The sequence below is a fragment of the Lentibacillus amyloliquefaciens genome (assembly GCF_001307805.1).
Lineage (GTDB): Bacteria > Bacillota > Bacilli > Bacillales > Amphibacillaceae > Lentibacillus > Lentibacillus amyloliquefaciens.
The window spans coordinates 1,350,649-1,371,857 of sequence record NZ_CP013862.1 but is presented as its reverse complement, the minus strand read 5'-3'; the positions used below and the strand labels follow the sequence as shown (position 1 = coordinate 1,371,857).

Annotated in this window: 20 protein-coding genes and 1 pseudogene; 16 read left to right on the top strand and 5 right to left on the bottom strand. The window is 41.9% G+C overall.

Annotated elements, in window-relative coordinates; all coding sequences use genetic code 11:
* Positions 1-251: 251 nt before the first annotated feature.
* From AOX59_RS06930 to AOX59_RS06920, 3 genes are read left to right on the top strand one after another with little or no spacing between them, the layout of a single operon-like run.
* Positions 252-1,217: a class I SAM-dependent methyltransferase gene (locus AOX59_RS06930; RefSeq protein WP_068443750.1), complete on the top strand. Its 966-nt coding sequence runs from the start codon at positions 252-254 to the stop codon at positions 1,215-1,217.
* Positions 1,218-1,239: 22 nt separating this feature from the next.
* On the top strand, positions 1,240-2,427 hold the full coding sequence (locus AOX59_RS06925; RefSeq protein ID WP_068443747.1) for an acetate kinase: 1,188 nt from the start codon (positions 1,240-1,242) through the stop codon (positions 2,425-2,427).
* Between the two features lie 12 nt (positions 2,428-2,439).
* Entirely contained in the window at positions 2,440-2,952 is a 513-nt protein-coding gene (locus AOX59_RS06920; RefSeq protein ID WP_068443744.1) for a MogA/MoaB family molybdenum cofactor biosynthesis protein, read from the top strand.
* 74 nt (positions 2,953-3,026) lie between these two features.
* Here the strand turns inward: AOX59_RS06920 and AOX59_RS06915 are convergent, their stop codons facing one another.
* Positions 3,027-3,461 (bottom strand): universal stress protein, encoded by a 435-nt coding sequence (locus tag AOX59_RS06915; RefSeq protein WP_068443739.1) that lies wholly within the window; start codon positions 3,459-3,461, stop codon positions 3,027-3,029.
* A 137-nt stretch (positions 3,462-3,598) separates the two neighbouring features.
* Between AOX59_RS06915 and AOX59_RS19995 the strand changes: the two genes are divergently transcribed.
* A complete protein-coding gene (locus AOX59_RS19995; RefSeq protein WP_169792863.1) occupies positions 3,599-3,751 on the top strand; it encodes a hypothetical protein in 153 nt (50 codons plus the stop codon).
* A gap of 139 nt (positions 3,752-3,890) precedes the next feature.
* A complete protein-coding gene (locus AOX59_RS06910) occupies positions 3,891-4,649 on the top strand; it encodes an SDR family oxidoreductase (RefSeq protein ID WP_068448185.1) in 759 nt (252 codons plus the stop codon).
* Positions 4,650-4,914: 265 nt separating this feature from the next.
* On the opposite strand, the gene AOX59_RS06905 is transcribed toward AOX59_RS06910, so the two are convergent.
* Positions 4,915-6,012 (bottom strand): M24 family metallopeptidase, encoded by a 1,098-nt coding sequence (locus AOX59_RS06905; protein ID WP_156418650.1) that lies wholly within the window; start codon positions 6,010-6,012, stop codon positions 4,915-4,917.
* Between the two features lie 161 nt (positions 6,013-6,173).
* On the opposite strand from AOX59_RS06905, the gene AOX59_RS06900 reads away from it, so the two are divergent.
* The 5 genes and pseudogenes from AOX59_RS06900 to AOX59_RS06880 all read left to right on the top strand — a co-directional run bounded on the left by AOX59_RS06900 (position 6,174) and on the right by AOX59_RS06880 (position 10,384).
* The gene (locus AOX59_RS06900) at positions 6,174-6,848 is read left to right on the top strand and encodes a PspA/IM30 family protein (RefSeq protein ID WP_068443737.1); all 675 of its coding nucleotides are present in this window, start codon (positions 6,174-6,176) and stop codon (positions 6,846-6,848) included.
* A 315-nt stretch (positions 6,849-7,163) separates the two neighbouring features.
* Positions 7,164-7,844 carry a metal-dependent hydrolase gene (locus tag AOX59_RS06895; protein WP_068443734.1) on the top strand — a complete coding sequence of 227 codons (681 nt, stop codon included), beginning with the start codon at positions 7,164-7,166 and terminating at the stop codon, positions 7,842-7,844.
* Positions 7,845-7,955: 111 nt separating this feature from the next.
* Entirely contained in the window at positions 7,956-8,711 is a 756-nt protein-coding gene (locus tag AOX59_RS06890; RefSeq protein WP_068443731.1) for a prepilin peptidase, read from the top strand.
* Positions 8,712-8,777: 66 nt separating this feature from the next.
* Positions 8,778-8,999 carry a hypothetical protein gene (locus tag AOX59_RS06885; RefSeq protein ID WP_068443728.1) on the top strand — a complete coding sequence of 74 codons (222 nt, stop codon included), beginning with the start codon at positions 8,778-8,780 and terminating at the stop codon, positions 8,997-8,999.
* A gap of 78 nt (positions 9,000-9,077) precedes the next feature.
* Positions 9,078-10,384, top strand: a pseudogene (locus tag AOX59_RS06880) (DRTGG domain-containing protein).
* A 326-nt stretch (positions 10,385-10,710) separates the two neighbouring features.
* Here AOX59_RS06880 and AOX59_RS06875 read toward each other — a convergent pair.
* Positions 10,711-11,004: a YtpI family protein gene (locus tag AOX59_RS06875; protein WP_068443725.1), complete on the bottom strand. Its 294-nt coding sequence runs from the start codon at positions 11,002-11,004 to the stop codon at positions 10,711-10,713.
* Between the two features lie 178 nt (positions 11,005-11,182).
* Between AOX59_RS06875 and AOX59_RS06870 the strand changes: the two genes are divergently transcribed.
* Positions 11,183-12,130, top strand: a complete 948-nt coding sequence (locus tag AOX59_RS06870) for a DHH family phosphoesterase (RefSeq protein ID WP_068443722.1) — start codon at positions 11,183-11,185, stop codon at positions 12,128-12,130.
* Between the two features lie 89 nt (positions 12,131-12,219).
* Here AOX59_RS06870 and ytrI read toward each other — a convergent pair whose 3' ends face one another.
* Both ytrI and ytrH read right to left on the bottom strand, forming a co-directional pair.
* Positions 12,220-12,720, bottom strand: coding sequence for a sporulation membrane protein YtrI (ytrI, locus tag AOX59_RS06865; protein WP_068443718.1), 501 nt, complete (start codon positions 12,718-12,720; stop codon positions 12,220-12,222).
* Entirely contained in the window at positions 12,720-13,052 is a 333-nt protein-coding gene (gene ytrH / locus AOX59_RS06860) for a sporulation membrane protein YtrH (RefSeq protein WP_068443715.1), read from the bottom strand. The genes ytrI and ytrH overlap by 1 nt, the downstream gene beginning before the upstream one ends.
* Before the next feature lie 144 nt (positions 13,053-13,196).
* Here ytrH and dnaE point away from each other — a divergent pair, with 144 nt between their 5' ends.
* The 5 genes from dnaE to AOX59_RS06835 all read left to right on the top strand — a co-directional run bounded on the left by dnaE (position 13,197) and on the right by AOX59_RS06835 (position 21,009).
* Positions 13,197-16,562: a DNA polymerase III subunit alpha gene (gene dnaE / locus AOX59_RS06855; protein WP_068443713.1), complete on the top strand. Its 3,366-nt coding sequence runs from the start codon at positions 13,197-13,199 to the stop codon at positions 16,560-16,562.
* A gap of 200 nt (positions 16,563-16,762) precedes the next feature.
* The gene (ystJ, locus tag AOX59_RS06850) at positions 16,763-18,001 is read left to right on the top strand and encodes an NADP-dependent malic enzyme (RefSeq protein ID WP_068443710.1); all 1,239 of its coding nucleotides are present in this window, start codon (positions 16,763-16,765) and stop codon (positions 17,999-18,001) included.
* A 211-nt stretch (positions 18,002-18,212) separates the two neighbouring features.
* Positions 18,213-18,836 carry a FadR/GntR family transcriptional regulator gene (locus tag AOX59_RS06845; RefSeq protein WP_068443706.1) on the top strand — a complete coding sequence of 208 codons (624 nt, stop codon included), beginning with the start codon at positions 18,213-18,215 and terminating at the stop codon, positions 18,834-18,836.
* 359 nt (positions 18,837-19,195) lie between these two features.
* Entirely contained in the window at positions 19,196-20,056 is an 861-nt protein-coding gene (accD, locus tag AOX59_RS06840) for an acetyl-CoA carboxylase, carboxyltransferase subunit beta (protein ID WP_068443702.1), read from the top strand.
* Positions 20,053-21,009: an acetyl-CoA carboxylase carboxyl transferase subunit alpha gene (locus tag AOX59_RS06835; RefSeq protein ID WP_068443701.1), complete on the top strand. Its 957-nt coding sequence runs from the start codon at positions 20,053-20,055 to the stop codon at positions 21,007-21,009. Before accD ends, AOX59_RS06835 begins: the two co-directional genes overlap by 4 nt.
* Positions 21,010-21,209 lie beyond the last annotated feature (200 nt).

Sequence of the window (21,209 nt, the reverse complement as noted above, 5' to 3'; positions counted from 1 at the left end):
TTCTTTCTTCCCCCACTGATTGTTAGGTGAACGAATCGGACATATACTGGCAGTTGATCCCCCAACTAATCTTCATCGTATACGCGAACTTTTGTGGTGGGGGTCTTACTGCCGCCAGTTACATGCGGGATAAATCTCTCCTGTTGCGTCTCTCCTGCTCGAAATGTGGCAGGGGAGCTTTTTATTTCAGGATGCGCCGGTCATTTGATACAATAGAACCGCTTTCTCAAGAGTGGATCGGAGGATTAAGAATGGAACAATCAAATGTGGAAGGCTTATTTGAACAAATTGATAATTTAACGGAAACAGTTCAGCAAGATTTGAATGAAACGTATTTAGACAGTTTGGCAATTGTCCTGGAGGCCGTTTTTGAAGGAGAGCCACAGAAAGAATTAACAGAACAGCTGCAAAAATTACCGGACACCGCATCTTATGAAGTGGTGGAAGTGAGAAAAGCTGTGCAGCTCGCCATTTTAAAAGGAATGAAAGGGGCAACTCAGGAACAACACCTGATGACACCTGAAACAGTCGCCTTGTTTGCCGGCTATTTGGCTGGCAAATTAACAGAAGGTCAAAAAAGTTTACGGGTGTTTGACCCGGCAAGCGGTACGGGAAATTTATTATCGATTGTCATGGAACAGCTGGACGATGTTGGTGACGTCTCAGCGGGAGAAGTTGATCCGACACTTATTCAGCTCGCTGTTTTGAGTGCTAATCTGCAGAAAAAGGAAATTGAATTTTTCCATCAGGACAGCTTGCGTCCTTTTCTGATGGATCCGGTTGATCTGGTCATCAGCGATTTGCCGGTTGGTTATTATCCTGACGACATTCGCGCAAATGATTATGAAATGACAGCAGACGAAGGTCATTCGTATGCCCACCATTTATTTATCGAACAGAGCATCAATTATACGAAAGAAGGCGGATACTTGGTTTTCGTCATTCCTGAATTTCTTTTTGAAAGTGATCAGTCTGACAAACTGCATGCCTATCTTCAGGAAAATGCACATATTATCGGTGTCGTGCAGCTGCCGGAATCAGCATTTAAATCTGAAAAAAATCGAAAAAGTATCCTGTTGCTGCAAAAAAATGGACCGGAAACAAGCGCATTGAAACAGCCGTTGTTAGCTCAGTTGCCTTCATTTAAGAATACCGAAGCCATGAACGATATCTTAGCGCAAATGAACCAATGGTTTAAAGAGAATATGAATAAATAAGTGTATGAAGGGGTTTGGTCGTATGTCCAAGATACTGGCAATCAATGCAGGTAGTTCTTCTTTGAAATTCCAATTAATCGATATGCCTGATGAATCGGTTTTGGCAAAAGGGCTCGTGGAACGTATTGGTTTAACCGACTCTGTTTTTTCGATTGAAGTTATGGAGAAAAACAAGGAGATAATGGAGATACCTGACCATGATGTTGCGGTTAAATTATTGTTGGATAAACTTCAATCATCAGGTGCAATTCAGTCAATGGATGAGATCAAAGCTGTTGGCCATCGTGTTGTGCACGGTGGAGAAAAGTTCAGTGATTCCGTCATCATAACAGATGAAGTAATCAAAACGATTGAAGAGGTTTCTGAATTGGCTCCGTTGCATAATCCGGCTAATTTGACAGGTATTCGTGCATTCAGGGAAATTCTGCCTGATGTTCCGATGGTGGCAGTATTCGACACCGCCTTTCATCAGACCATGCCGGAGAAATCATATTTATACAGTTTACCTTACGCATATTATAAGGATTATGGCATACGCAAATACGGTTTTCATGGAACTTCACATAAATATGTTTCACAGCGTGCCGCAGAAATGATGGGCATTCCGCTTGAACAGTTGCGTCTTATTTCATGCCATCTCGGAAATGGTGCCAGTATTGCCGCAATTGAAAATGGCAAATCGATTGATACATCGATGGGTTTCACGCCACTGGCAGGTGTCACAATGGGTACGCGTTCCGGAAACATTGACCCGGCATTGATTCCATTCATCATGGAAAAAACAGGACAAGAAGCAGATGAAGTCGTTAATATATTAAATAATAAAAGCGGGATGTTAGCATTATCCGGTTTTTCCAGTGACCTGCGTGATATTGAGCAGCATGCTGATGAAAACGACCGTGCGGAGTTGGCATTGGAAGTTTTTGCAGGGCGGATTCATAAATATCTTGGTTCTTATGCTGCAAGAATGTCAGGTGTTGACGCCATTATTTTCACTGCGGGTGTCGGTGAAAATAGTGATGTGATCCGGGAAAAAGTCCTTACCGGGATGGAATTTATGGGTGTCTATTGGGATCCTTCACGCAATAAGATACGAGGAAAAGAAGCGTTTATCAATTATCCGCATTCTCCGGTAAAAGTGATGGTGATACCGACCGATGAAGAAGTGGTGATTGCACGTGATACGGTAAGACTGATAAAGGAAGGCTAAAGGAGGGGGGTTTTGGCTGTCCATAAACATAAAGAAAGACAAGCCCCGGTTAATTGCATGGTCATTACAATCAGTGATACACGAACTGATGCAACGGATAAAAGTGGGCGGCTGATGACAGAACTGCTTGAAACAGCAGGTCATAACGTGATGGTCAAAAAGATTATTTCAGATGATAAGCATGTCATTCAGAATGAAATCGAAGCCGGCTGTAAGGATCCATATGTCGATGTCATTTTAACAAATGGCGGAACCGGGATTGCTTACCGGGATGTGACCATCGAGACAATTAAACCGATGCTTAGTAAAGAAATGAACGGTTTTGGGGAGATTTTTCGTATGCTCAGCTATCAGGAAGATATTGGCTCATCGGCTGTTTTATCAAGGGCTATCGCCGGTGTAATTGAACATACACCGATTTTTGCAACACCTGGTTCCTCAGGGGCAGTAAAATTAGCCATGAATAAACTGGTTATTCCTGAGCTGGCACATGTCATAAATGAAGCAAAAAAGGATATCCTGTAATCCAAAAAAGTATAAAATCGCGCGATCACGAGTGAAAAGTCGCGCGATAGATATTAATCATATTTATATGAATGTTACCGTACAACGAGCACATCGCATGAGGCATACCGTGTAATACTTTCTGAAACACTACCGATCAGGAAGCGTTCGACTGCACCCATTCCGGTAGCACCGCAAATAATTAAATCTGCTCCAAAATTACCTGCAATGTCTTTGGCAATTTTTACTTTTGGAGAACCATATTCAATGCATTTCACCAAATTTGTAACACCGGCAACTTTTGCGTTTTCCACATAACTGCCCACTAAATCTTTTGCATATTCTTCTGCCCGTTCCGCAAGAGTCCTGTCATAGGCCTCTGCCGTAGCAAAGGTTCTCGAGTCGACAACGTGGGCCAATATCATACGTGCCTCATTTCGCTTAACAATGTCCAGTGCTTTTTTGAAAGCCTTTTCCGAAGCTTCCGATCCATCAACTGCAACGACAATCTGCTTATATTCAGAATCCACTGTATTCCCCTCCTTCTTTCTTATTATATTAATACCCGTTCAACGCGACTGACAATCAAATTTTTTGTAAAACTGGAAAGATCAACTGCTTTTTTATGTCTTAAATGTGAACATACTAAAACTGGAGGTGATATAACTTGTCAAAGAAAAATAAATCGTTTGAAGATGAAAAAGGCATATCTGCTGTAAGAAATCAGTTGTTCAAAAGCTATCAGAGCGGTGTTATTGAGGATAAGAATAAGCTTTCCAATAACCGCAGTATCCACACGCATAATAATCAGAAGAAGTGATATGGTAAAGCAATCCACCCTGATCTTAATTCAGGTCGGGTGGATTGTTTTCCTGCTTATAATCAGTTTATTGTGTTATAATGTCAATCATGACAAGTATTCAGTCAAAATTTATGTACTGAATAAGGAGGAGCGAATGATGGGACATGCCTTGATTACAGCCGGAACATCCGGACTTGGAAAACAAGTGGTTAAAAAATTTCTGGAAGCCGGACACAAGGTAACAACAACATATCACACTAATGCTGATAAAGCTCAGGTCTTGCAAAAAGAATTTGCTTCTTACAGCCAATCATTATATATTGAAAAAACAGACGTGACGAGAAAAAAAGACATTGTCAATTTGGTCAATCGCGCCGTTGATCACCATGGCGGTATTGATTACCTTATCAACAATGCTGGTCCGTTTGTATTCGAACGCAAAAAGCTGCTTGACTATTCGGATGATGAGTGGCATGAAATGATGAATGGAAATTTGAATGCGGTATTTTATTTGTTGAAGGAGACGCTGCCACATATGCGAAAGCGTGGATTCGGCCGGATTGTCAATTACGGTTTCCAGGAAGCAAATAACGCATCAGGCTGGCCATATCGTGCTGCTTTTGCAGCGGCTAAGAGCGGACTTGTGTCGTTGACAAAAACAATTGCTATAGAAGAAGCCGAGAACCAAATCACTTCAAATATGGTCTGTCCGGGCAACATAGTTGGGGATATGAAGGAAGCTGAAATTGAAGAAAGCAGACAGGTTAACGGCGATAAAACTCCGATTGGCAGGCCAGGAACAGGGGAAGATATAGCGCGGGCGATTCTATACTTGTGTGATCACAATTCGGATATGATAACAGGCTCCATATTTGAAATTACCGGCGGGATTGATGTCATAAACAGGTACCGGTAGAATAGTGCAAATTGATGAGCCAAAAGACATTAAACATAACTCAAAGCGGTTCCTATGGGAGGAACCGCTTTTAATCATTATTCATGGCCATTTATCCCGCATGTAACTGGCAGAAAGACCCCCATCTCAAATGTTCGCGTATACGATGATGAAGAATAGGCGGGGGATCAACTGTCAGTAAATGTCCGATTCGTTCATCTAACAATCAGTGGGGGAAAGAAAGAACTCCCCACTGATTGAAGATTCACTTTATTTCGCACATATATTAATCCACTATTTGCAGTTCTTTCGGGAACCTTGTTAATGTTTCAGCACCACCGTCAGTTATGAAAATCATGTCTTCGATTCTAACACCGCCCGTATCAGGTACATAAATCCCCGGCTCGATTGTGAAACACATCCCTTTTTCGATCGGCAGTTTGTTTTCACTATGCATCGAAGGGTATTCATGTGTTTCGATTCCAAGTCCATGACCAACTCTATGTATAAAATATCGGCCATAACCGTTTTCATCTATGTGGTGACGTGCCGCTAAATCAATATCTTTGACAGCAATGCCTTGCTTTGATGATTTGATCGCCTTCGTTTCCGCATCCAGGACTGTATTGTAGATTGTTTCCTGTTCAGGAGTGATGGAGTTGAAGGCGACCGTTCGTGAAATATCCGAACAATACCCTTCATAAACGACACCAAGATCAAATAGCACAAGATCACCTTTTTCGATTTTTTTCATTGAAGGTGTTCCGTGCGGTGATGCCGTTTTGGTTCCTGATAAAGCCATTGTCGAAAAGGACATCTGCTGGATTCCTTGTTTCTTCAGCTCGTATTCGATTTTTGCAATGATCTCCAGTTCACTGGTGCCCTCTTTTATAGCTTTGATGCCGGTTTCGATACCGAAGTCGGCAAATTTAGCCGCTTCTTTAAGCAGTTTATATTCTTCAGCACTTTTGATAACGCGTAAGTTGGACAGGATTTCCTGCGCATCCTGAAAAACAGCATTCGGCAGCACTGATTTAACTTGCCCGAAACCCTCCAGCGTCAGATGATTATATTCCACTGCAATTGTTTCTGGCATTTTGTTGTGACGCTTTAAGAATTTATAAAACAGTTCCCATGGATTCTCATGGTCACTATAGGCGATTAATTCGAATTCCCAACCTGCTTTTTTGGCATCATCTTTCTCCAAAGCGGGTATAATCAATAATGGGTCATGGAATCTGCTGACATACACAGCAATAACGCGTTCGTGCGGATCTGTATAATGATTGCTCAGATAATAAAAATTCGAAGCAGACGTCACAAGCATACTGTCGAGTTTCTGATCCTTGAGTTTCTCGAGCAGAGTGTCCAGTCTGTTTGTCAATGTAAGCACCTCTCTTCTGGTCATGATCTTCATTATAACAAATCGATCCAGGAAATATCGATCAATTTTGAAACCATTTCGTTAGTTATTCGTATTGTATAAAGAAGACTAAAAAATAACGGATATCTTTTGGAAATATTTTAATTAAGGAGGTTAAATCTATGTTTAAGTTCTTTAAACGTGTTTCGACTGTTGTCGGTTCGGAATTGAATGCTATGGTTGACAAGGCGGAAGATCCGGTGAAAATGCTTGATCAGTTTATGCGGGACATGGAAAGCGATATCCGGGAAGTCGAGTCAGCGGTTGCCAAACAAGTCGCCAATGAAAAAATGCTGAAGCGAAAAGCTGATGATGCAGAGGCAAAAGTGGAAAAACGTCAGAATCAGGCTGAGCAGGCAGTAGCGGCGGAAAATGAAGATTTGGCAAAGCGTGCATTGGAAGACAAGGCTGACCTTGAACAACAGGCAGGTTTGCTGAAAGAGTCATGGGAGCAGGCCAGTAAAGATACGCGTGAATTACGTCATAAGCTCGATGAGATGAAGAAAGAATATCAGCAGATGAAATTGAAAAAAGATTCACTTCAGGCCCGTGCAGAGTCCGCAAAAACAAAAACAAAAATGAATCGGACGATGTCAGCCATAGGCAGTGATGAATCCAAGAAAGGATTTGAACGGATGGAAGAAAAAGTGCTGCAGTATGAAGCCGAGGCTGACACGAGTGAAGACTTCACACACGAAAACCGCTCACTGGATGAAGAATTTGATCAATTGAATGATGACGATAACAAAGTCGATGATGAATTGGCTGAGTTAAAAAAGAAAATGGGCAAAGAATAACAAATAGGGTGCTCCCAAATAACTGTTTCTTTTGACAGCATAATCAGCACCCGTAAAAGCGTTCGGATTATATTAGTATCTGAACGTTTTTTACATAAGGCCGTTTTCTTAAAGGCGGGTATTTTGAATTCAATGGACGCTGAAATTTTTAATTAGGGAGAGATCTTTCTGATGGTGGTCTATTTTTCAAATACTAAAGATTTTGAGCTGATTTTTAATTGAAATGAATAAAAATAGTTGAAACGGGTAAAGGAGTTTGGGAGGTCTCTATCGAATGTATAGAGTGCAGACTATTTTGCAAAAGGAGCGATAATCATGAAAGTATCCTATCATGGACATTCTATAGTTCGGGTTCAAACAAATAATCATACCATTTTAATCGATCCGTTCATTTCCGGAACAGAAGATTGTGATCTTGATGCGGGGTCGGTTGAAGCAGATGTGATTCTGTTAACACACGGTCATAACGACCATGTCGGGGACACCGAAGATATTGCCAAACGTAACGATGCACTGGTCGTTGCTCCGAATGAACTGGCAAATTACTTAGGTGGCAAAGGCCTGAATACGCATCCAATGCATATTGGTGGTGCTCACGAATTTGATTTTGGCAAAGTGAAGTTCACCCAGGCGTTTCACGGTTCTTCTTATACGGAAGAAGACGGAACGATTATCTACACCGGTATGCCGGGCGGAATTTTACTGACGATTGACGGTAAAACGATTTATCATGTAGGCGATACCGGGTTATTCAGTGATTTGAAGCTGATTGGTGAGATGAATGATATCGATATTGCATTTGTTCCGATTGGCGATAACTTTACAATGGGACCGGAAGATGCACTGGTTGCTTCCGATTGGATTAATGCAGGGACGATTGTTCCGGTGCATTACAATACCTTCCCGCTAATCGAACAGGATGCCGAAGCGTTTGCTTCCAAAGTGAAAACCGGAGAAGGCAAGGCAATGAAGATTGGTGAAACAACAGAATTGTAAGATTAAAACGTGAGCGCTCATGCTCACGTTTTAATTTTTGGGCTGTTATACTGAGCAGGTCATGCTATAATAACTTAACAAATAATTTAAATTTTAATAAGGAGTACAGAAATGACGAATCCTCTCATTCTTCTATTTTTCCTGCTCGGCATGATTTTTGGCTCATTTTTCAATGTCGTTGGATTACGCGCCCCTCAAAAACGTTCTTTCGCGTCTGACCGATCCATCTGCCCTCATTGTAAAAATCAATTATCATGGTATGAGCTTATTCCAATCTTGTCCTATCTTTTTCAGCTCGGCAAGTGCAGACACTGCAGAAGTGCTATATCGATCATGTATCCTGTCATCGAATTGATAACCGGTTTACTCTTTGCGTTCTCTTACATAAAACTGGGATTTCAGGTTGAATTAGTGACAGCATTATTATTAATGTCGCTGCTTGTTATTATTTTTGTAACTGACATGAAATACATGCTTATTCCGAATAATGTGTTGCTTTTCTTTCTGCCGCTGTTGATTTTCACGCGTATTATAAACCCTCTGGACCCTTGGTGGTCTTCTATTACCGGAGCTTTAAGCGGTATGGTGATTATAGCCATAATCATTTTGGCAAGCCGCGGAGGAATGGGCGGAGGTGATATGAAGCTCTTTGGCATTTTGGGCATTGTGTTGGGATTTGACAAGACATTGCTCACTTTATTTCTTTCCTGTGTGCTAGGTGCCGTTGTCGGCCTGGTATTGTTATTAACGAAAGTCATTGACCGGAAACAGGCGGTTCCGTTTGGACCATATATTGTTACTGCAGCTGTTGTGGCTTATTTTTATGGTGAATCACTTTTGGGATGGTATTTCAACCATTTCAGTTAAAGCATCGCCTTTTGGTTCTTTACCGGCCGCTGTCATCATAAGCTGACAGCAGGGAGGAGATATGTTTTGAGACATTATGCGATTTTGCGTTTGTTATTAGCCGGGTTTTTCCTATACATTGCATGGCCCGTTATGCCGGATGCTGTTATTCAAGAGGCTGTTCTTTTTTGGGGCGTGTGGCTCGGCTTTCTGTTGCTGGTTGTTGGGGCTAATTTTGCAACACTTTTGCAGATGACTGATCCTCCGGTTATGGAACAGGAAGGTGCTGAAACGCGCGAAAGGGCTTAATCATTGAGGTTTTGCTGTATCAACTGTATAATAAATGGTGAAGATAAAGACTAGTACAGTTGAAAGTCGGTGACTCAAATGGCTACGAAACATGAACAAATATTGCAACATATTTTATCGCTGGAAATTGGTCACAAAATTTCAGTCAGACAAGTTGCCAAGACTCTGAATGTTAGTGAAGGGACAGCATATCGTGCCATTAAAGAAGCAGAAAACCAGGGATTGTCAGCACCATTGAACGTGTCGGCACTATCCGAATCGAACGGAAAAAGAAAGATAATTTTGAACGGCTTACGTTTGCTGAAGTTATCAAAATAGTGGATGGTCAAGTGCTTGGAGGGCGAGAGGGACTCCATAAATCATTGAACAAGTTCGTGATAGGAGCCATGCAGCTGGATGCTATGATGCGATATACTGAAGCAGGGTCGCTGCTGATTGTTGGAAACAGAGTGAAGGCGCACGAGCTGGCATTAAATGAAGGTGCAGCTGTTTTGATTACAGGCGGTTTTGATACTAATGGTGAGATTAAACAACTGGCGGACGAAAAGCAGCTGCCGATTATGTCGACAAGCTATGACACCTTCACTGTTGCTGCTATGATCAATCGGGCTATCTATGATCAGCTGATTAAAAAGGAAATCGTGTTTATCGGTGATATTTATACGCCATATGATGAATCGTTGTATTTATATACGAAAGACAAGCTTGAGCGCTGGTATGAATTAAACGAACAATCGACACACACAAGATATCCGGTCGTAGATGCAAAAGAACGAGTAGTGGGCATGATCACTTCAAAAGACGTTATCGGAAAAGACATGAATATGCTTGTTGAAAAAATCATGACCAAAAATCCAATTGCTGCTCAAGAAAAAACATCACTGGCGTATGTTGCTCACATAATGGTGTGGGAAGGAATTGAAGTGGTGCCTGTTGTTGATTCTTCCAACAGACTGAGAGGGATTGCATCACGGCAGGATGTCCTCAAAGCCCTTCAACAAATCCAGAGGCAGCCGCAAACCGGTGAGACAATTGATGATATCGTTGCCAGCAATCTGCTGCCTGATGAAGATGATGATACAGTTTTTCATGCGCAAGTGACCCCCCAAATGACGAATCAGCTTGGAACACTTTCAAATGGTGTGTTTACAAATCTAATGACGGAAGCCAGCAGCCGGATTCTGCGTCATTATAAAAAAGGTGATCTCGTTGTTGAGAATCTGACAGTCTATTTTCTGAAACCCGTTCAAATCGACAGCCATTTGACCATCAGACCACACATACTGGAAGCCGGACGGATATACGCTAAAATGGATGTAGAGGTTTTCAGCGGCAAAAAAATGGTAGGGAAAGGGCTGCTGATGGCACAGCTGATTGATCGGTAGTATTATCTTCACTTAAAGCTGTTTTCTAAAAAGTTGCTGTTTATGTTACAAAATCCATAAACTGCGAAGTAACTTTAGGTGTAGGTTGGTGCATCGTCTACCGCTTCAGAAATACACTCCGCGCACCTTAGGGCTCGCGCTGAGCCTCCTCGCTCGCAAAGAATGCTCGCTGTGGGGTCTCAACGTCTTCGCTTTCCCGCTGGAGTCTTCGTGTATTTCCTTCTAGAAGCAATAGAAATTATGAGGAGAGTAGAGGAGAGTATTTCTGAAAAAGGAATCGGCTATGGGCCGATTCCTTTCGTCTGTTGGATTATTGACAAGCGGTCTCATTGCGGGTTTAATCGCCTCCACTCTCTACGGTAGTGTTTCGCTTCTTTGATTCCGGAATATAAATGCAGGCCTCCCAAAACCAGGAAAATTATACCGATAAATAAAGAGATCCTGGTTTCATAAAATATATACTGATTAATGCCAAAAAAGAAGATGAAACTTCCAAGACAAATACGGGATTTTGCGTTAAAATAAGCTTGAGTGAGGCCATCATCCGTTTTCAGAATGGCGACTTTGTAATATACCCAGAAAACAAGCGATATGACAATAATAATCGGGAAAATAATCATGAGATCGACTCCTGTAATTTTCAGTATTAAAAACGATGCGGGAACAAACGATTACCCTGCGGTGAAACTTTTCAGTTATCTCGTGATAGAAGTTTCACTTGAAGTTTTATTGTACCTTGTTTTTGACACTTGCGAAAGTAATATAAATGATTAAATGTGACAAAGATAGGAGAATAAAATGAGTAAACAAGCTATTATTCAAGCGATAAAGACATATGAAACAATCATTATTCACCGGCATGTGCGCCCTGATCCGGATGCATACGGATCTCAGGCAGGACTGAAAGAAATGATAGCAGCGTCTTTCCCGGACAAAAATGTGTATATCGTCGGTGAAAGTGAGCCCTCACTGGACTTTTTGGCGGATATGGACGATATAGATGATGATACATATAACAATGCATTGGTAATTGTATGTGATACAGCTAATGCTACCCGTATCAGTGATCAGCGCTTTGACTACGGAAGTCAGCTCATTAAAATTGATCATCATCCAAATGTGGATGCATTTGGCGATCTGTTGTGGGTGGATACGTCTGCAAGTTCTACGAGTGAAATGATTTATGATTTATATGTTGCCGGAAAAGGTGAAGGATTTACCTTTAACGATGAAGCAGCGCGTCTTTTGTATGCTGGTATCGTTGGTGATACGGGAAGATTTTTATTTCCGAGCACAACAAAAAAGACATTTCAGCATTCTTCAGAGCTTGTTGCTTATAATTTTGACCGGACGAGTCTTTATGATGGCATCTATCAAACGAAAGATAATATTGCCCGGCTCCAGGGTTATATTTTACAGCATTTTGAACTTGCGGAATCCGGATTAAGTTCTGTTAGATTATCAAAAGCGCTGCTGGATGAATATGGTGTCAGTTCAAAGGAAACCGGTCAGCTTGTCGGGGTGCTCGGTAATATTGAAGGCATTAAAGCATGGGTATTGTTTATTGAAGAAAATGAGCTGATCAGAGTCCGTTTGCGTTCAAAAGGGCCGGTTATCAATGAGATCGCAGCCAAATATAATGGCGGCGGACATCCAATGGCATCGGGGGCCACTGTCAGCACATGGCAGGAGACTGAAAATGTTGTAAAAGATCTCGACGAAGCGTGCAGGCAATATAATGCGTGAAAATAAAAAAAGAGCCATCTCCATTACGGAGATGGTTCTATCGTAACGTTCATAATAATATGGGGGTGTTTGTTCATTAACCAGTCATATTAATCGGCGATAGTGGCTTCCACTGAAATCTTTACTGTAGGAGTCAAGTATAGTTTTTCAACAGTGAATTGGAATTCAAAATCATCGATGGTAAACACTTTGTTTTGGATAGTCGCTTCTAACAGACCATCGCTTTCTGCAATGATGGAAAGATCTTTGCCGATAATATGATTGATTTCGTCCTTCATTAATTCTTTAAGGTCATGTATAATCAGCTTATCCGGCAAATCCTCTTCATTAATGATTGTAATCTCGATGGTTTCAACTTTTATCGGTTCTTTGGCCTGCTCATCCAGATTTTCATTGTCTTCAAGCAATGCATCATTTTGCTGCTCCAATTCCCGCACTTCTGATTTGAGATTACGGTTTTCTTCCAAAAGCTGTCCATACATTGATCCATGCATATAAACGAAAATAAAATAGGCAACGACTGAACCGATAAATGCGCCGACAAGAAAGCGCTGAACCGATGATTTTTTATGATATGGCGGGATGTGCATTAGCCGACATCCTCCTGAATGAGCCAACTGATGATGATAATACCGGCTTTTACCCCGCCCATTGCTGTTAATATAAGCATAATTTGTTTGAATAAATCAAAGGTGGAACCGTCCAGCACCCCTTTTTCAAAATTGGCGATGGCATCAAATGTCCCGCCAATCGCGGCTACAATTGCCCAGATTCTTAATCTGTCAGCAATTCTGCTCATTTGAGTGAACGGGGCATCTCCGGTAATAAATCCGCCGATACTGCCAATAATGGATCCGCCTATAATGACACCAAAAGCGATAAAAAAACAATGAATGAGTTGAACAATAAACCGTTCTTCCATCATGTAGGCTCCTTGTCTGTATACTGGTTCATTTTATGAAGTTTTCGGACAAGATATGTCAGAACGGTTGAAATGTATAAAATGCAGTCTTTAACAGGATTAGCTATAATAAAGGCATATACTTTAAAGGGGGAGTGGGATAGCATGTCGTTTACACATTTACAAGTCCGCAGCGGATACAGCTTCATGAATAGTACCATTACAATGGAAAAACTCACGGAAAAAGCGCATGAGCTGCAGTACGACGCACTGGCGTTAACCGATGAACATGTTTTATATGGTGCTATCCCATTTTATAAGGCATGTCTGGACAAAGGCATTAAGCCAATCATTGGGATGAATGTAAAGATTGGTTCCAATGACGACGAAACGGATACGTGTATTCTTCTGGCAAAAAGCAATGAAGGCTATCAGAATTTGATGAAGTTAAGTTCGCACATTCAATTATCCAAAACGCATAGTATCGGGCAATCTGAGTTGAAGCGTTACAGCGGGGAGCTGATTTGCATTGTCGTTGCGTCAGAGTCCGGTGTCGGGACACAATTGCAGGATAAATCATATGATCAGGTTAAGGAATATTTGGATTTAACATGGCATATGTTTGACCGGGAAGATTTCTACCTTGGTGTTCAGGATCACGGGCTCCAGGAAGAACGGCATATCAACCAGGCAATAAAAGCTTTTAACGAAACTTATCAGACCAAGGCCGTTTTACTGAACGATGTCCGATACCTGAATGAAAAAGATGATATTGCGTTTGATTGTTTACGTGCCATGCAGCAGGATAGAAAATGGCCGCTGCGTATTACAAATCCCTCGTCTAAACAACGGCATTTACGTTCCGGGATAGAAATGGAGGGTCTTTTTGGTGCCGATTGGCCTGAGATCATATCTGAGACACGTGTCATTGCAGAAAAATGTCATGTAACATTTGATTTTAACAGGCGAATGCTTCCATCTTATCCCGTTCCTGAACAGATGGATGCTAATCAATACCTTGAAAAACTATGCCGCAAATTTCTGCAGGATAAATACGAGGTCATAACTGATGAGATAGAAGAACGTCTTGAGTATGAGTTGAACGTCATCCAGTCAATGCAATTCAGTGATTATTTCTTAATTGTCTGGGATTTCATTGCATATGCCAAGGAGCAGAATATTCTTGTCGGACCCGGGCGCGGCTCTGCAGCAGGATCACTGGTGGCTTATGTCCTGCGGATTACTGAGGTCGATCCGATTAAATATGATTTACTGTTCGAGCGGTTTTTGAATCCTGAACGCGTCTCGATGCCTGATATTGACATCGACTTTTCTGATCAGAGACGGGATGAGGTTATTGATTATGTCCGTCGTAAATATGGGACCGAGCATGTGGCGCAAATTATTACATTTGGTACATTTGCTGCCCGATCATTGCTGCGCGAACTGATGAAAACAATGGATGTCGATCAGGAAGACAGTAATTATATTTTAAAAAAATTTCCCGTTCAGGCAAGACATCCGATTGCGTCGTATGTCCGTGAATCTGAAGATCTGCAGCAATACATCAGACAATCAGAGAAATTGAAGGCTTTATTTACCATTGCTGCCAGACTTGAAGGGATTCCGCGTCATATGTCAACTCATGCTGCCGGTGTCGTTATCAGTGAGGAGCCTTTGGGAGAACGTGTCCCATTGACTGCGGGGACGCAAGATACATATTTGACTCAGTATGCCATGAACGATCTGGAAGCAATCGGCTTGTTAAAGATGGATTTTTTGGGACTCAGAAATCTGACGCTGCTTGAACGTATATTAAAAACGATCCGCTTTTCTAATAAAGAGCCGATTACATTAGCAGCTATTCCACCAGAAGATAAACAAACGTATGACTTATTACAAAAAGGTCAGACGAATGGTATCTTCCAGCTTGAATCACAGGGCATGAAACAAGTTTTGATGCAATTAAAGCCAACAACTTTTGAGGATGTTGTGGCGGTTAACGCATTATTCCGGCCGGGTCCAATGGAAAACATACCTGTTTATATTAACCGGAAACATGGTAAAGAGCCAATCAAATATCCGCACCCTGATTTGGAGCCCATTCTCAGGAAGACATATGGTGTATTGATTTATCAGGAACAGATTATGCAAATCGCTCATAATATTGCAGGATTTTCACTGGGACAGGCCGATATTTTGCGGCGGGCGGTCAGTAAAAAACAGCAGGACATAATGACTGAACAAAAAAGTGTGTTTACCGAAGGGTGTCTTGCTAACGGTTATACAGAAACTGTAGCAGAGGAAATATTTCAGTGGATCGTTAAGTTTTCCAATTATGGATTTAACCGGAGCCACGCGGTAGCTTATAGTCAAATTTCATATCAGTTGGCGTATTTAAAGACACATTATCCGGCCAGTTTCTTTGCTGAGCTGATGAGTTCAGCCGGCACACAGCACGACAAGATAAACATGTATGTGAAGGAATTAGACGGGCATGGGTTAGAACTCGCGTCTCCATCCATTAACAAGAGCTTTGGCAAGTACTCGGTGGAGAAACAGCAAATCAGAATGGGTTTTATGTCTATCAAAAGCATTGGGAATCAGGTTGTAAATGAAATAATTACCGTCAGAAAAGATCGGGCTTTTAAGAGTCTGTTTGATTTTTGTTTACGTGTATCTTTAAAGGTGATTAACCGCAAAATACTGGAAACCCTGATTATGGCCGGAGCATTTGATGAGCTTTATGGCAACCGGGCAAGCCTATTGGCATCAATTGATCAGGCTCTGGAGCAAGGGGAGTTATTTAAAGAGTTCAATGAGCAGTCAAGCTTATTCCAGGATACACTGGCCCTGGAAGAAAACTATGTATCAATTGAAGACTTCAGCTTGATGAAGAAATTAAGTGATGAGAAAGCGTTGCTCGGGATTTATGTTTCAAGCCATCCATTTGCCAAATACCGTGACATCCTAAAATCATCAGGGTATCTATCAATGGCTGATGCTCCAAAAATGGCCGGGAAACGACATTTGAGAAGTGCGGCAATCGTACAAGCCATTAAAACCATCCGGACTAAACGAGGCGATCCGATGGCGTTTTTGACAATCGGAGATGAAACAGGCGAGATGGAAGCTGTTGTTTTTCCTGATTTGTACAGGGAGGTTCATCGCTGGCTAAGTGAAGAAATGCTTGTTGAATTTACAGGAAAACTGGAAAACAGGAATAATCAGCTGCAATGGATTATGACAGATATAACAGTATTTAATGAGCAGGATTGGGAAGTTGATCAGAGCAAGCGTTTATTCATCAGAATCAGAGATGACAATAGTGAAGGTGCCTTTGATACCATTAAAAGTATAGCAAGCGAAAAACCCGGCAGGACACCGGTCATCGTTTATGATCAGGCTGAAAAGAAGACATACAAGTTATCTCTCGCATACCTGGTTAATCCTGATGAGGCGTGTCTGTCTTCCCTGAAGGATTATTTCGGAAGCGGCAATGTAGTGCTGGACACGGTGAAAAAAAGCTGAAGTGGTCTGATAACATACATCCGACTATCTTTCTTCTTTACACATAAAAGCCATCTGTTATAATGAAAACACTAAGTGGTCAGACCACCCTGCCGATTTGATCTTTCAGGCGGCGGGGTTTTTGCCTTATTTGCATTAATAGCGCGATGGCAGCAAGATTCCTCATAACTTTTTAGAGAACCCTATAAGGAGTGGATAGTGTGCCAAACCTAAGAGACGAAGCATTACACATTCATAAGGTGAATCAAGGAAAACTTTCGACTGAAGCCAAAATTCCAGTTCGGAATGCAAGAGATTTAAGTCTAGCTTATTCTCCGGGTGTAGCCGAACCATGTAAGGAAATCTATGACCGGAAAGATGCCGTATATGATTATACGATGAAAGGTAATATGGTCGCTGTTGTCAGTGATGGCTCAGCTGTTCTGGGTCTTGGAAATATTGGGGCTGAAGCGGCGTTGCCTGTGATGGAAGGGAAGTCTGTATTGTTCAAGAGCTTTGCTGGTGTGGACTCCTTTCCGATTTGTCTGGATTCACATGAAATCGAAAAGATTGTGGAAACGGTCAAGCTGATGGAGCCGACTTTCGGCGGTGTCAACCTTGAAGATATTGCGGCACCGAACTGTTTCATTATAGAAGAACGGCTGAAAAAGGAAACGAATATTCCAATTTTTCACGATGATCAGCACGGGACTGCGATCGTGACCCTAGCCGGACTTATTAATGCATTGAAACTGTCCGGAAAAACATTTTCAGATATTAAAGTGGTTGCCAATGGTGCAGGTGCTGCCGGTATTGCAATTATAAAGTTATTACACAACTTAGGTGTCCGGGATATGATTATGTGTGATTCGAAAGGGGCCATTTACGAGGGCAGACAGTACGGCATGAACGATGTAAAAGAAGAAGTTGCCAAAATGACCAACAAAGATAAACAGGAAGGTTCCCTCGAAGATATATTGAAAGATGCGGATGTGTTTATCGGTGTTTCTGCCGGCGGTCTGCTGTCAAAAGAGATGGTGGAAAAAATGCATGATGATCCGATTATCTTCGCCATGGCAAATCCTGACCCTGAAATTCTGCCGGAGGATGCTAAAGAAGCAGGGGCGAAAGTTATTGGTACAGGCCGTTCCGATTTTCCGAACCAAGTCAATAATGTTCTGGCATTCCCGGGAATCTTTCGAGGAGCTCTGGATGTCAGGGCAACACGCATCAATGAACGAATGAAGATTGCAGCAGCTGAGGCAATAGCATCACTGATAACCGATGATGAAATATCAGAAGACTATGTTATTCCGGCACCTTTCGATCCAAGGGTTGCACCACTGGTAGCTTCAAGTGTCGCAAAAGCGGCAATGGAATCCGGTGTTGCACGAATTAATGTGGATCCTGAAGAAGTCGCTCGGAAAACGCGCACATTGACAAAAATCGATGAAGAATAAAGAGAATCTTCAATCAGTGGGGGTTTCCTTTCTTCCTCCAATGATTGTTAGTGAACGAATCGGACATTTACTGCCAGTTACATGCGGGATAAATTTGTCCGGCATGTTTAAAGTTAAAACGAGATGAAAGCCCGGTTGTCTTAAGTTGAAGCGTCATGTTCAAGTGATGCTTCTTCATTCCTGAGAACCGGCAAAAGGAGTGACGCCGGCTGTGTCCATCTCACCAAAACAAAAAGTATATCAGGGTATTTTACACGAGCTTCGAAAGTATATTGATGAACATGCGTTAAAGCCGGGTGATAAGCTCCCCTCTGAACGTGAGCTTTCAGAAAAACTGGAAGCAGGACGCTCTTCTATTCGGGAAGCGTTGCGGGCGATGGAATTATTGGGCTTGATTGAAACAAGACATGGAGAAGGAACATTTTTAAGCCAATACCGTCCGTTTCATTCGGTAGAAGTGCTGTCGTCATTTATTATGCAAGGAGCGAATACACGGAATGATCTGTTATTTGCCAAAAAAATCATCGAAAAAGAAGCTGCGCGTATAGCCTATTCACATATTGATAATGCTGATATTGAAAATTTGAAGGAAATCATTCATGATACTGCATTAAGCAATGATGAGAAACATGTCGCTTTTTTTCAATACTTATTTTATAAAACAGATAATCTGCTGTTTGCTAAAGTTTGGCAGCTGATGGATGAATTTTCATATACCATTTCAAGTCTTTCGTATGATCAATCGTTTTATCAGCAACTTGTAAAGCTATATGAAAATAATAACTTCAAAAACATAGAAGACTTATTTTATGGACTGCCAGCCGCTGGAAAATAAGGCAGCACTTTTTGGTAGGTAGGAGTTGGGATAAAAGTGTTTTTATTAAAGAAAAATCCGAACTAATTTAGAATTATGGTTGGTGCATATAATCCGCTACGGAAATATACTTCGCGCACTTTAGGGCGGCTGATTAGTCTCCCGTCCCGCAGGAGTTATTGTATATTTCCTTCGCTAAAGTAGTGTATTGTTCGTCTTTAAAATTACCGTTTTAATTATGTTCCAGCCCTTACTGTATAAGTGCAACTATGGTTTTCGTCATTGAAGCTTGGTGATAAACCAAGTTTTCTAAACAGGCGGTTTATTGCAGTATATGAAACAGTGTTAAGCTTGCCCCGTGTAATAAAGGAGGAATACCCTTGCTCAAAGATTTTTTTGGCAAGAAAAGAAAATATGCTACCATTCCAAGTGAACAAAGCAAACTTGATATTCCGGAAGGGTTAATGAAGAAATGCACAAACTGTCGTAAAATCTATTATCGGAAAGAGATGAACAAGAACTTTAATGTTTGTCCAAATTGCGATTATCATCATCCATTGACAGCCTGGGAGCGGATTGAATACTTATTTGATGAAGGAACGTTTGAGGAATGGGACAAGCAGCTTACGAGCACGAATCCGTTGCAATTTCCCGGATATGAAGAAAAAATAGAAAAAGACCGTCAAAAAACAGGGTTGAATGAAGGTGTTGTAACCGGGAAAGGGTTGATTGACGGTCAAATGATTGCTTGCAGTGTCATGGATTCCAGTTTCCGGATGGGCAGTATGGGTTCCGCAATGGGTGAAAAAATCGCCCGAGCAATTGAGAACGCCAATGAGCATTCTCTCCCTTTCATTATTTTTACTGCTTCGGGCGGCGCTAGAATGCAGGAAGGTGTTTTAAGCCTGATGCAAATGGCCAAAACGTCTGTAGCTGTGAAGCGGTTTTCTGAAGCGGGCGGTTTGATGATCTCTATGATGACACATCCTACAACAGGTGGTGTATCGGCAAGTTTTGCATCGATCGGTGATTATAACTTTGCTGAACCGGGTGCTCTAATAGGTTTTGCCGGCCGCAGGATTATCGAACAAACAATCAATGAGGATCTGCCTGAAGACTTTCAGACGGCTGAGTTTTTACTGAAACATGGACAGCTCGATAAAGTGGTTCATCGTCATGAGATGAAAACCCTGCTTGCAACTTTATTTGCCATGCATCAGAAAGGCGGGGGAATTTCATGAAGCAAGTACTGGATTTTGAAAAGCCGATTGTTAATTTAAAAGAAAAAATCGCTGAATTAAAGACATTTACCAGCGATAGTGACGTCGATTTATCTGAAGAAATCAATACCCTGGAAAACCGGCTGGAAGTGCTGGAAAATGATATATACGGCAATCTTCAACCATGGCAGCGCGTCCAAATGGCACGGCATCAGGAACGTCCGACGACACTGGATTATATTGAGAAATTATTTACCAGCTTCATTGAATTTCATGGTGATCGTTTATATGGAGATGATGAAGCGATCGTTTCCGGTGTTGCGTTTTATAAGGACAATCCAATTACCGTTATCGGGCACCAGCGGGGGAAAGATACGAAGGAAAATCTTCGCCGTAACTTTGGCATGCCTCATCCAGAAGGCTACCGGAAGGCATTGCGGCATATGTATCAGGCAGAGAAATTTAACCGGCCTGTTGTGTGTTTTATTGACACCAAAGGAGCATATCCCGGAAAAGCTGCTGAAGAACGGGGCCAGAGTGAAGCGATTGCCCGGAACCTGATGGAGATGGCAGGTCTTAAAACTCCGATTATCTGTATTGTGATTGGTGAAGGCGGAAGCGGCGGTGCTCTTGGATTGGGTGTTGGTGACCGGATTCATATGCTGGAGAACTCCACTTATTCAGTGATCTCTCCTGAAGGGGCTGCGGCATTATTGTGGAAGGATTCCGGCCTGGCACAGCAAGCAGCTGAAAATATGATGATTACCGCTTATGATTTGAAGCAGCTGGAGATTATCGATCAGATCATACCGGAACCAAGGGGCGGTGCACATCGTGATGTGATATCACAAGCTGAAAATATTGACGCTGTGCTCGAACAGTCGCTCAACGAACTGATCGATATTCCTGCTGGCGAATTGCTTGAACAAAGATGGGAAAAATATAACAATATAGGTGATTACAAGCAGTTGTAGTGCGGAGGTTGACATGGTCAGCCTCTTTTAAACTTCCAGAGGTTGGTCAAAAAGCCCGGTAAAAATGACACGTCGGTGTTTCTGGTTGGTTTGTTTCTCCGCTCCTTGGAAAATAAAACCACTAATGCTCACGTGCGATGCGGATTCGGGGAAGCATTCCTTGTGCTCATGTATTTAAGTGCATACATACTGCTGCTCGA

What these genes read in the sequence shown, in the direction of transcription:
- AOX59_RS06900 (WP_068443737.1), top strand. Translation starts at nt 6,174, where the DNA reads ATGTTTAAGTTCTTTAAACGTGTTTCGACTGTTGTCGGTTCGGAATTG.
- AOX59_RS06930 (WP_068443750.1), top strand. Translation starts at nt 252, where the DNA reads ATGGAACAATCAAATGTGGAAGGCTTATTTGAACAAATTGATAATTTA.
- ytrH (WP_068443715.1), bottom strand. Translation starts at nt 13,052, where the DNA reads ATGGAAGAACGGTTTATTGTTCAACTCATTCATTGTTTTTTTATCGCT.
- dnaE (WP_068443713.1), top strand. Translation starts at nt 13,197, where the DNA reads ATGTCGTTTACACATTTACAAGTCCGCAGCGGATACAGCTTCATGAAT.
- AOX59_RS06875 (WP_068443725.1), bottom strand. Translation starts at nt 11,004, where the DNA reads ATGATTATTTTCCCGATTATTATTGTCATATCGCTTGTTTTCTGGGTA.
- AOX59_RS06890 (WP_068443731.1), top strand. Translation starts at nt 7,956, where the DNA reads ATGACGAATCCTCTCATTCTTCTATTTTTCCTGCTCGGCATGATTTTT.
- AOX59_RS06925 (WP_068443747.1), top strand. Translation starts at nt 1,240, where the DNA reads ATGTCCAAGATACTGGCAATCAATGCAGGTAGTTCTTCTTTGAAATTC.
- AOX59_RS06835 (WP_068443701.1), top strand. Translation starts at nt 20,053, where the DNA reads ATGAAGCAAGTACTGGATTTTGAAAAGCCGATTGTTAATTTAAAAGAA.
- AOX59_RS06895 (WP_068443734.1), top strand. Translation starts at nt 7,164, where the DNA reads ATGAAAGTATCCTATCATGGACATTCTATAGTTCGGGTTCAAACAAAT.
- AOX59_RS06910 (WP_068448185.1), top strand. Translation starts at nt 3,891, where the DNA reads ATGGGACATGCCTTGATTACAGCCGGAACATCCGGACTTGGAAAACAA.
- AOX59_RS06870 (WP_068443722.1), top strand. Translation starts at nt 11,183, where the DNA reads ATGAGTAAACAAGCTATTATTCAAGCGATAAAGACATATGAAACAATC.
- ytrI (WP_068443718.1), bottom strand. Translation starts at nt 12,720, where the DNA reads ATGCACATCCCGCCATATCATAAAAAATCATCGGTTCAGCGCTTTCTT.